7 protein-coding genes are annotated in these 10,747 nt (G+C 62.8%); 2 read left to right on the top strand and 5 right to left on the bottom strand.

Annotated elements, in window-relative coordinates; translation table 11 throughout:
- The first annotated feature begins 6 nt into the window (after positions 1-6).
- Entirely contained in the window at positions 7-1,530 is a 1,524-nt protein-coding gene (gene ppx, locus SJ05684_RS03965) for an exopolyphosphatase (protein ID WP_034854206.1), read from the top strand.
- A 140-nt stretch (positions 1,531-1,670) separates the two neighbouring features.
- Here ppx and SJ05684_RS03970 read toward each other — a convergent pair whose 3' ends face one another.
- The 4 genes from SJ05684_RS03970 to SJ05684_RS03985 all read right to left on the bottom strand — a co-directional run bounded on the left by SJ05684_RS03970 (position 1,671) and on the right by SJ05684_RS03985 (position 6,961).
- The gene (locus SJ05684_RS03970) at positions 1,671-2,750 is read right to left on the bottom strand and encodes an adenylate/guanylate cyclase domain-containing protein (protein WP_050979975.1); all 1,080 of its coding nucleotides are present in this window, start codon (positions 2,748-2,750) and stop codon (positions 1,671-1,673) included.
- A gap of 216 nt (positions 2,751-2,966) precedes the next feature.
- Positions 2,967-4,118 (bottom strand): ribonuclease D, encoded by a 1,152-nt coding sequence (gene rnd / locus SJ05684_RS03975; protein ID WP_034854205.1) that lies wholly within the window; start codon positions 4,116-4,118, stop codon positions 2,967-2,969.
- A gap of 80 nt (positions 4,119-4,198) precedes the next feature.
- The gene (locus SJ05684_RS03980) at positions 4,199-5,599 is read right to left on the bottom strand and encodes a multicopper oxidase family protein (protein ID WP_095694202.1); all 1,401 of its coding nucleotides are present in this window, start codon (positions 5,597-5,599) and stop codon (positions 4,199-4,201) included.
- Between the two features lie 126 nt (positions 5,600-5,725).
- The gene (locus SJ05684_RS03985) at positions 5,726-6,961 is read right to left on the bottom strand and encodes an MFS transporter (protein WP_034854203.1); all 1,236 of its coding nucleotides are present in this window, start codon (positions 6,959-6,961) and stop codon (positions 5,726-5,728) included.
- A 289-nt stretch (positions 6,962-7,250) separates the two neighbouring features.
- Between SJ05684_RS03985 and aspS the strand changes: the two genes are divergently transcribed.
- Positions 7,251-9,038 (top strand): aspartate--tRNA ligase, encoded by a 1,788-nt coding sequence (gene aspS / locus SJ05684_RS03990; RefSeq protein WP_034854202.1) that lies wholly within the window; start codon positions 7,251-7,253, stop codon positions 9,036-9,038.
- A gap of 307 nt (positions 9,039-9,345) precedes the next feature.
- Here the strand turns inward: aspS and SJ05684_RS03995 are convergent, their stop codons facing one another.
- Positions 9,346-10,671 (bottom strand): extracellular solute-binding protein, encoded by a 1,326-nt coding sequence (locus SJ05684_RS03995; RefSeq protein WP_034854343.1) that lies wholly within the window; start codon positions 10,669-10,671, stop codon positions 9,346-9,348.
- Between the last annotated feature and the right edge of the window lie 76 nt (positions 10,672-10,747).

Below are 10,747 nucleotides of genomic sequence, written 5' to 3' on the forward strand. Positions count from 1 at the left end.
AATCGCATGGTCGAATCTGAAGCGCAGGGGCGTCTGCCCGGCATCCGCCCCGTTTCCGTTGTGGACATCGGCTCCAACTCCATTCGCCTCGTTATCTATGAGGGCTTGAGCCGTGCGCCGGCGGCGCTGTTCAACGAGAAGGTAATGTGCGGTCTCGGCAAGGGCATCGATGCGACCGGCCGCATGGAAGAGGAAAGCGTTGAACGGGCGCTCAAAGCGCTGCAGCGCTTTCGCGCCCTGTCGGATCAGGCGCGCGCCACAAATATGTTTGTGCTGGCCACGGCCGCTGCGCGCGAGGCGTCAAACGGCCCCCCCTTCATTGCAAAGGCCGAAGCCATTCTCGGACAGAAGGTACGCATCCTGACGGGGGAAGAGGAAGCCTATTTCTCCGCAATGGGCGTCCTCAGCGGTTACTACGACACCGATGGCATCGTTGGCGACCTCGGCGGCGGCTCGCTCGAGTTCGTCGATATCAAGGGCAAGGAGATCGGCAAGGGCATAACGCTGCCCCTCGGAGGCATTCGTCTCTTCGAACACTCCGGCGGCTCGCTGCCGAAGGCCAGGACATGGGCCCGCAAGTTCATGAGGGAAGCCGAGGTCGTCAAAAGAGGAGCAGGGCGGACTTTCTACGCTGTCGGCGGCACCTGGCGCGCGATCGCCAAGCTTCACATGGAAATGCGCAACTACCCGCTGCACATGATGCAGGGCTATGAGATTTCCCCCGACGAGGCGATGGCGATCCTGGCGGAGGTGATCGAGCCGAAGCTCCTCAAGCCATCGGCCTTTTCGACGATTTCCAAGAGCCGCCGCAGCCTGCTTCCCTTCGGGGCGGTGACGATGCAGGAGGCGATTTCGACCATGAAGCCCGCGAGCATCTCGTTTTCCGCGCTTGGGGTGCGCGAAGGGTATCTCTTCTCGCTGCTGTCGGAGGCGGAGCGCTCGCGGGATCCTCTGCTCACGGCCGCCGACGAACTCGCGATATTGCGGGCGCGGTCCCCGGAGCATGCGCGCGAACTTGCCGAATGGACCGGCCGCATGGTGCCGTTCTTCGGCGTCGAGGAAACCGAGGAGGAAAGCCGCTACCGCCAGGCGGCTTGTTTGCTGGCGGATATAAGCTGGCGCGCGCATCCGGACTACCGCGGTCTGCAGGCATTGAACATCATCGCCCACTCCGCCTTCTCCGGAATCACCCACGCCGGCCGCGCCTACATCGCGCTCGCGAATTACTACCGGCTCGAGGGGCTTAACGACGATGGGGCGACGGGGCCGCTCGCCCGGGTCACGACGCCGCGCCTGCTGGAGCTGGCTAAGCTTCTCGGCGGCCTGCTGCGTGTGGCCTATCTCTTCTCCGCGTCCATGCCGGGCGTTGCCCGTCACCTCACATTGCGGCCGTCGTCTCAGCCCGACACCGACCTCGAATTCGTGGTGCCTGCCGCCTATGCGGACTTCGAGGGCGAGCGGCTGGAGGCCCGTCTGCAGCAGCTGGCCAAGCTGACGGGCAAGAGGCTCGCCTTCCGGTTCGAGCGCTGATGCACGCGCCGTAGCGCTTACAGCGCCGCGCGTCTTTTCAGACGCGCGAAGGTCACCGTAACTCTTTGAATCTGCGTATCGAGTTTTCCGAAAATCGGATACGATTTTCGAACCGATGCGCTGAAGGCGGACAGCTCAATTCAGCCGGGCTTTGCCCATGCACGGAGCTCCTCGTGCTGCTGCAGATCTTGCCGCTGCAGCCCATGCCCGGTGCGATGGAGCGCGAGCACGCCGAGTTTTTGGCCGCGGCCCTTGACCTCGTGCGCGCCGAGATCCTCCTCACGGATGAAGTCCGGCAGACGGATGCGCCGCAGCAGGTCGGCGGAAATCAGTACCTGCCGGTTGAGCGTTCGGCAGAAGCCTTCGAGGCGGGACGTCGTGTTCACCGTGTCTCCGAAATAGGTGATCTTGTGCTTGTCGACGCCGATTTCGGCGGCGACGATCGTTCCGCCATGGATCGCCGCCCGCAGGCGGGGCACTTCGCCATAGTCCTTTTTCCAACGACCGGCATCCGCTTCGATCGCGGCGAGGATGTCGAATATGCAGTGGATACAGGCGGCATCGGCGACGGCACGGTCGAAGGGCCAGCTGATGATCGCGGAATCACCGATATAGTCGTCGATCGTGCCCCGGTAGCGCAGCACTGGATCGGCCATGGCTGCAAACAGCTTCCCCAGAAATTCCTGCGTCTTGAGATCGCCGAAGCGTTCGGCAAAGGAGGTCGAACCGACGAGATCGATGAATAAAAACACGCGCTCTTCCTGGACCGGCTTACGATAGCGGCCGGTCAGCAGGCTCAGGAAAACGTCGCGACCAAGCAGTTCGCGTACGCGCAGGACGAAGATGATCGGGCCGGATACCACAAGCGCGTATAGGAGCACTTCGAAGGATGGAACCACGGCATCGGCCCAGTTCTGCTGCAGCACACCAGTCAGCTTCAGCACCGTGCCCGCCGCCACGAAACCTAAATTTTCCACGGCGAAATAGACGGCGACCGACGAAAGCAGAAAGCCGGGCGTCGGAAGGCTGTGTATCTTTTGATAAAGCCGCCGCAGGATAAGGCGCCGTTCGAAGGCGAGGATCGGCATGCAGACGAAAACCGCGAAGGTCGCTCCGATCAGAGCGCCGTCGCCATAGACGGCCCAGGCATAAGCCACGCCGCTGCCTGCAACGACGAGCAGCGACAGGATGAATTCGAACCGGGAGAACCTCCAGCGCATGCACAAGGCCCTCGGAAAAGAGAACACGATGAAGAATCTCAGCCGGGAAGGGCGAATGTCTGAGTTTCGGCAGTCTCGCCGGGATCAGTTTTTCGTTCGTGCTGGTTACTGCATGTCTCTTCCTTGAAACTTGGATTGAAGGACAAAGGCATGCAGCGATTCAGAGGCCCCCTATAGGGCCGGATTCGGGCGGAAAGTTGTTGTTCGCGCGCGCCTTCAATCGCTGATCGTCATCGTCTCGATCTTCTTGTCGACGAAACGCAAAGCAACCTCGCCATTGATGAGCTTGAGCGCCTTGTCGCCGAAAAGCTCGCGGCGCCATCCCTTGAGCGCGGCGACGTCCGCCTTCTCGCCTTCCGCGGCAATCCGGTCGAGATCTTCGCTATTGGCGATGATCTTGGCCGCAACGCCTTCCTTCTCGGAGATAAGCTTCAGCAGCACCTTCAGCATCTCGCCCGCTGCCCCCGCGCCCTCCGGGGCATGATTCTGTCGCGGCAATCGCGGCAGTTCGGCCTTGGGAATCGCAAGTGCCTCGTTCACCGCCTCGACGATGGCCGCGCCGGAGCTGGAGCGTTCCCAGCCCTTCGGAATAGTCCGGAGGCGGCCGAGCGCCTCCGCATCTTTCGGCTGCTGCTGGGCGATCTCGTAGATCGCGTCGTCCTTCAGAATGCGGCCGCGCGGCACGTTGCGGCCGCGCGCCTCGCGCTCGCGCCAGGCTGCCAACTTCTGCAGCACTGCAAGCTCAATCGGCTTTCTGACGCGCAGCTTCAGGCGCTGCCAGGCATTGTCCGGATGGAGGTCGTAGGTCTCGCGGCTTTCGAGGATCGCCATTTCCTCGGCGAGCCAGGAGGAGCGTCCTTCACGCTCGAGTTCCGTCCTGAGATACTCGTAGATGTCTCGGAGATGCGTGACGTCGGCCAGCGCATATTCGAGCTGCTTGTCCGTCAGCGGCCTGCGGCTCCAGTCGGTGAAGCGTGAGGACTTGTCGATCTGTTCGTTCTTGATGCGACTGACGAGCTGGTCGTAGGAGACGCTGTCGCCGAAGCCGCACACCATGGCGGCCACCTGCGTGTCGAACAGGGGATGCGGGATGAGGTCGCCGAGATGATGGATGATCTCGATATCCTGGCGCGCGGCATGGAAGACCTTGACGACGTCCGCGTTGGCCATCAGCGCGAAGAACGGCGCGAGATCGATCCCCGGCGCCATCGGATCGACGATGACGGCCATTTCGGGGTTGGCCATCTGAATCAGGCAGAGCTCCGGCCAGAAGGTGGTTTCACGCAGGAACTCGGTGTCGATGGTAATGTAGCTCGAGCGGGCCAGCGCCTGGCAGGCGGCCTCCAAATCTGCTGTCGTTTGTATCATTGGAATTTTATTCACTGTGGCGAAAATGAGGCTTGTGCCCCCCGTGTATCGCTTCGCATCACCTGTCACAATCGAAAATGTCAGAGGATCTTGAAATAACCGGTCATGCCGGTCTTTTGATGTTCGATGATGTGGCAATGCATCACCCAGTCGCCGGGATTGTCGGCAACCAGTGCCACTTCCGCCCGCTCATCGGGCAAGAGCAGGATCGTGTCGGTCGGCGGCGGCAGGAAGCTCCGCTTGTTCGAGCTCAGGATGCGGAAGCTGAGGCCGTGCAGGTGGATCGGATGCGCATGCGGCGTGCGATTGGCGATCTCCAGCACATAGCTTTCACCGAGCTTCATTTCCTCGATGGGCGCGATCGAGTCCGGCGTGTCCCCGGGCCACGACACCTTGTTGAGCGCCCAGAAGGTGTAGCCGAGGGAACCGCAGATCGAGGACACGGCCTTGTGCTCGGCCGTCGCCGTCAAGTCGATTGGGATCCGCTTTGCCGTCGAGAGGTCCGCCTCGGCGATTGGATTGGCGGGGAGGGGCGTGAGGTCGCCGAGGTCCCGCTTCAGCGAGGCGCCAACCGAGCGGAAGCCGGCGATCGTCCACGGGTGCGATCCACGAAAATTGCCGAGCGTGACCTGCGCGCCCTCGCTTTCTGGCATGCGCAGGACGAGGTCCAGGCGCTGCCCCGGCCCGATGTCGTAGAGATCGAGCAGGAATGGGCTCTCGACAGGATTGCCGTCGAGCGCGACGACTTTCGCTTCCGCGCCTTCTAGACCGAGCGTGTAGATGCGGGTGACGTCGGTTGCGGCGATGCGTACCCGAACGAGACCGCCGGCGGGTGCGTCGTAGATCGGTTCGCGCTGCCAGTTGGCCGTCCTGACCGTGCCGTAGGTTCCGCCGCGCGCGGCATCGCGCGGCTTGAAGGGAGCGATGAACTTGCCGCCGGCGCCGAGCCGCCAATCGCGGAGATTGAGGACGATTTCCGCGTCGAAGTCCGGGTCTTCGGAATTTTCGACGATGAGCACCCCGGTCAGCCCCCGACCCATCTGCGTCAGCGTATTGCAATGGGGGTGATACCAGAAGGTGCCTGCGTCAGGGGGGGGGAAAACATAGTCGAACTGGTCGCCGGGATAGACATAGGGTTGCGTCAGTTCCGGCACTCCGTCCATCGCATTGGCGATGCGCAAGCCATGCCAGTGGACGGTCGTCGGCTCGTCGAGCCTGTTCACGAGCCTTGCCGCAAAGGTTTCGCCTTTGCGCATCCGCAAGGTCGGCGGCATGCCGGCATGGGGCGTTTCGCCGTGCGCATAGGTCATGACCGGACTGGCGCCCTCGGCCGCGATCTGCGTCTCTGCCGTTTGCGCGGTCAGGATCTGTGCTTCCGGTGTAGCCCCGGCCCTTGCCGAGAGCCCTGCGCCGAGCGCAAAGGCGCCGCCGAGCGCGGCCGAGCCTTGCAGGAAGGAGCGGCGGCTGAGCATCGGCGTCATGGCGTTCTGTCCCGGACTTGGGCGGGAGTGAGGTCGCCTCCCGCTCTTCTCGATCGTTTCTATCGCTTCTAAAGCTGATGTTTACTTTCAGCATTTCGCATCACCCGCGCACCTTGCCGCAGGCGATCACCGATCGTTTTTCGAGTGGCCGCCGACCAGCTTGTTGAAGAAGGAGGAAGTGCGCAGCAGACTGCGGAACGGCATCGACCGTTCCGCCGCTGGAACCGGGCCTCGGGCCGTCATGCGCCGGATCGTATAGAGCATGAAAAGGGCGAGGATAACGGCCGTGTAGATGAAGAGTGCCTGGGGGCCGAAGAGGTCGAGCAGAAAGGAGGCGAGGAGCGGCCCGATGATGGCGCCGAGCGACCAGAAGAAGAGCATTCCGGCGGAAACGAGCGCATGCTGGCCTTCCGCCGCGTGATCGTTCGCATGGGCCGAACAGAGTGAATAGAGCGGCATCGCGAAGGCGCCGAAGGCGAAGATGCCGGCGAAGTTCAGCCATTCGTCGCTGCCGGCGCCGAATGCCAGGAACAGCCCCGCCAGGAGTGAGCCGAAAGTGGCGATCAGGATGATCAGACGTCGGTCGAGCTGATCGGAATAATGCCCGAGCGGATATTGCAAGACGACGCCGCCAATGATTCCGGCGCTCATGAAGGTGGCGATTGCGGTCACGGAAAGGCCGATCTCCTGCGCATAGATCGGCCCGAGAGAACGGAAGGCGGCATTGGTGAGCCCGACGACGATGCAGCCGATCGTGGCGAGCGGCGAGATGTTCCAGAGCGCCTTTACGTCGAAACGGATCGCTTCCGGTGCGACCGGACTGGAGCGGTCGGCAAAGGAAATCGGCACCAGCGAAAGCGTCAGCGCCATGGATATGATGGCGAAGAGCTCGAAGCCGCCGATCCCGACGCCCGGGATGAGGTATTGCGCAGCGGTGACGGAGCCGAGGTCGACGAGACGGTAGATCGACAGCGTGCGCGCTCGATTGGCATTGGTGACGCTGGCATTGAGCCAGCTTTCGACCGTCGCAAACAGGCTCGCGAAGCAAATGCCGGCGACGAGTCGCATCAGGAACCAGAACCACGGCTCTATGACGAGCACCATCGCGATCGCCGCCGCTGAGGCGATTGCCGCCATGGCGGAGAAGGTGCGGATATGGCCGATCGAACGCAGGATACGGGTCACATAGACGCAGCCAAGCGCGAATCCGACATTGTAGCCCGCGCCGATCACGCCGATGAGCGAAGTCGAAAAGCCTTCTTCCAGTGCCCGGAGCGAAATGAAGGTGCCCTGAAGGCCGTTGCCGCCGATGAGGATGCCGGCGGTGGCGAGGAGCGGGATGAGCGGACGGATATTTGACATGGTCGCATCCGGACTTGCAGTCGCGGCTTGGGGGGCGGAAGAGGCTCGCTCTATCTACCGGTCGCAGGCGATCGGGGACAGTAGCTATTTGTAGCCTCTGCATTCGCTTTGGGTCGGCTCCGACAGAATGCGGCGGGAGGGGCACTCGGACGGGCCGATCGCCGTTGGATGGCGCCGCGGCCTTGACAAAAGCGGCGCATCATGCGCTTTTCCGCCCGATTTTGACCCGTGCCGCCGCGCGCCGCCTTTGCGAGCCCCGCGCGGTCTTTGCGATTTCCAGGACTAGACGATGCACCGTTACCGCAGCCACACCTGTGCCGCCCTCCGCAAGTCGGATGTCGGCTCCACCGTTCGCCTTTCCGGCTGGGTTCACCGCGTCCGCGACCATGGCGGCGTGCTCTTCATCGACCTGCGCGACCACTACGGCGTGACCCAGGTCGTCGCCGATCCGGATTCCCCGGCCTTCAAGATGGCCGAGACGGTGCGCGGCGAATGGGTGATCCGCGTCGACGGCACGGTCAAGGCCCGTACCGATGAAACCATCAACAGGACCATGCCGACCGGCGAGATCGAGCTCTATGCCGGCGAGATAGAGGTGCTTTCGGCCGCCAAGGAATTGCCGCTGCCGGTCTTCGGAGAGCCGGACTATCCGGAAGACGTCCGCCTCAAGTACCGCTTCCTCGATCTGCGCCGCGAGACGCTGCACAAGAACATCGTCAAGCGTACCGAGATCATCGGCGCCATGCGCCGGCGCATGAACGAGATCGGCTTCACCGAATACACGACGCCGATCCTGACCGCCTCCTCGCCGGAAGGTGCGCGCGACTTCCTGGTTCCGAGCCGCCTTCACCCCGGCAGCTTCTACGCGCTGCCGCAGGCGCCGCAGCAGTACAAGCAGCTTCTGATGGTCGCCGGATTCGATCGCTACTTCCAGATCGCACCCTGCTTCCGCGACGAGGATCCGCGCGCCGACCGCCTGCCCGGCGAATTCTACCAGCTCGACCTGGAGATGAGCTTCGTCGAGCAGGAAGACGTATGGGACACGATGGAGCCGATGATCCGCTCGATCTTCGCGGATTTCGCAGGCGGCAAGCCGGTCACGGAGAAATTCCCGCGCATCCCCTATGACACGGCGATCCGCAAATACGGCTCCGACAAGCCGGACCTCCGCAACCCGATCGAAATGCAGGAAGTCACCGAACATTTCGCCGGCTCCGGCTTCAAGGTCTTCGCCAACATGATCGCCTCCAACCCGAAGGTGGAGATCTGGGCGATTCCGGCAAAGACCGGCGGCAGCCGCGCCTTCTGCGACCGCATGAACAGCTGGGCCCAGAGCCAGGGCCAGCCCGGCCTAGGCTACATCTTCTGGCGCAAGGAAGGCGAAAAGCTGGAAGGCGCCGGTCCGCTCGCCAAGAACATCGGCGAGGAGCGCACGGACGCAATCCGCACGCAGCTCGGCCTCGAGGATGGCGACGCCTGCTTCTTCGTCGCCGGTGAGCCCGCCAAGTTCTACAAGTTTGCCGGCGAAGCCCGCAGCCGGGCCGGCGAGGAACTGAACCTCGTCGACCGTGACCGCTTCGAACTCTGCTGGATCGTCGACTTCCCGTTCTACGAATGGAACGAGGACGAAAAGCGCGTCGACTTCGCCCACAACCCCTTCTCCATGCCGCAGGGCGGCCTCGGGGCGCTCTCGGGCGACGACCTGCTTTCGACCAAGGCGTTCCAGTACGACATGGTCTGCAACGGCTTTGAGATCGCGTCGGGCTCGATCCGTAACCAGTCGCCGGAGTTGATGGTCAAGGCTTTCGAGAATGTCGGCCTCACCCAGGCGGATGTGGAAGAGCAGTTCGGCGGCCTCTACCGCGCCTTCCAGTACGGCGCTCCGCCGCATGGCGGCATGGCCTTCGGCATCGACCGCATCGTCATGCTGCTGGTCGGCGCCAAGAACCTGCGCGAGATCTCCCTCTTCCCGATGAACCAGCAGGCGGTCGACCTTCTGATGGGCGCGCCGTCGCCGGCGACGCCCGCGCAACTGCGGGAACTGTCGATCCGTCCAATCCCGCAGAAGAAGGACTGAATTTCGCCCGGGCGAATTGAGAAAACCCGGCGCTGGCGCAGCAAGTGCCCGATTGCTCCTCTCCTCGGGTTTGACCTGGTTTGACCCGAGAACTAATAACTGTCTCGCCGCAAGCGGGGCGAGGTGCACCGGCAGCATGTCCCCCGGCGATGTGGGTGTGCGCCAATCGGCGCCGCGAGTCTCTTTCGCTCCGCTTGCGGGGAGACGGTGGCCGGTCCACCCTCCGCAGCTCCAGCTGAGCTGCTGCGGAGGATGGGCAGGCCGGATGAGGGGGCGAGATCGCCCCCGATGCTCGGAGAACGCGGGCCTAGATATTGGCGAGCAGGTCGTTGATGCGGGACTCCATGTCTGCCAGAGCTGCGTCGATCTCCTTCTGACCGGTGACCGCCGCATTCATCTCCTGGCCGATGATGTCTTGGATGGCGAACTGGCGCTGCACGGTCGACGGGAGCGGCGTACCAAGCGTTGCGACGGCCGAGATCGTGTCGCGATGCGGCAGTGCCTTGAACTCCTCCGACCCAAGCACGGCCTTCACCGCCGGAAGGTGGCCGGTGCGCGACCATTCGAAGTCGTTGTCGTTGAAGAACTTCAGGAATTTGCCGATCGCCGCTTCTTCCTCTGGTGTGCGATCCTTCTGCGAGACGGCCCAGCTGTGGCCGTCCGCATATTGCGCCTTTTTGCCGGAGAAGAGCTGCGGGTAGGGATAGACGGCATAACCGCCCGCATTGAGTGCCGTCCCGGGCGTTTCCGAGGAGGCCGTATAGTCGCCGATTACCCATGTGCCGTTCAAATGCACACCGCCTTCGCCGGCGAGGAAGGCATTGATGCCGGCGGCATAGTCCATGTCCTTTGTCGTGTAGTCGTTGTCGTAGATCGCCTTGTACATTTCGAGGACCTTTTTGGCCTCGGGCGTATTGATTTTCACCAGCTTGGGATCGGCAAAGGCACCGGAATCCTGCTGGAAGAGATAGGTGTAGAGGTTGCGAGTATAGAGCGCGACCTCGTTCGCCAGGTTCTGGACGAAATAGGGTTTGTCGGTCTTCTCCTTGAACTCTTTGGCCTGGGCCATCAGTTCATCGACGCTGGTCGGCAGCTTCGGCGTGCCGTCGGCATTGACGAGGCCGGCCTTTTTGAAGAGGTCCATGTTGATGTGGAACAGCATCGTCCAGTTGTCGATCGGCAAGGCATAGATCTGGCCGTCCTTCGTGACGCCGCTGAGGCTTGCTTCGGTGAAGTCTGAGGGTGCGACGCCGACCGACTTCAGAAGGTCGTCGAGCCCCATCAGCAGGCCCTTGGACTGGTAGTCGCCGAGGACGGAATGGTGGATCGTCACGATGTCCGGCGGGTCGCCGGCTGCAAACTGCGCCGTGAGCTGGTCGTAACCCGGCCATTCGACGGTGGTCACGGTCACGTGCACGTCTGGATTGTCGGCATTGAACTTGTTGATCAGCGACGTCATGATGCCGCATTCTCCGACGGCCTTGCTGGCATCGGTGTTGGTGCCGAATTCCGCATCACACGCCCCGAAGAAGCGCTGCACGGTGAGTTCCGTTGCCGCCAGCGCGGGCGCCGCCGCGGTGAGGGCGAGCACCGAGGCGGCCGTCAGCATAAATCTGCGCAGGGTATGCGTCATTTCCATCTCCTCCTTCGGGTATCGAGACCCAGTTTGGCCCTCCTCCCGAGAGCCGGTTGCGACCCATCGATAGAAA

This window comes from Sinorhizobium sojae CCBAU 05684, from assembly GCF_002288525.1.
GTDB lineage: Bacteria > Pseudomonadota > Alphaproteobacteria > Rhizobiales > Rhizobiaceae > Sinorhizobium > Sinorhizobium sojae.

What these genes read in the sequence shown, in the direction of transcription:
- aspS (WP_034854202.1), top strand. Translation starts at nt 7,251, where the DNA reads ATGCACCGTTACCGCAGCCACACCTGTGCCGCCCTCCGCAAGTCGGAT.
- SJ05684_RS03985 (WP_034854203.1), bottom strand. Translation starts at nt 6,961, where the DNA reads ATGTCAAATATCCGTCCGCTCATCCCGCTCCTCGCCACCGCCGGCATC.
- SJ05684_RS03980 (WP_095694202.1), bottom strand. Translation starts at nt 5,599, where the DNA reads ATGACGCCGATGCTCAGCCGCCGCTCCTTCCTGCAAGGCTCGGCCGCG.
- SJ05684_RS03970 (WP_050979975.1), bottom strand. Translation starts at nt 2,750, where the DNA reads ATGCGCTGGAGGTTCTCCCGGTTCGAATTCATCCTGTCGCTGCTCGTC.
- rnd (WP_034854205.1), bottom strand. Translation starts at nt 4,118, where the DNA reads ATGATACAAACGACAGCAGATTTGGAGGCCGCCTGCCAGGCGCTGGCC.
- SJ05684_RS03995 (WP_034854343.1), bottom strand. Translation starts at nt 10,671, where the DNA reads ATGACGCATACCCTGCGCAGATTTATGCTGACGGCCGCCTCGGTGCTC.
- ppx (WP_034854206.1), top strand. Translation starts at nt 7, where the DNA reads ATGGTCGAATCTGAAGCGCAGGGGCGTCTGCCCGGCATCCGCCCCGTT.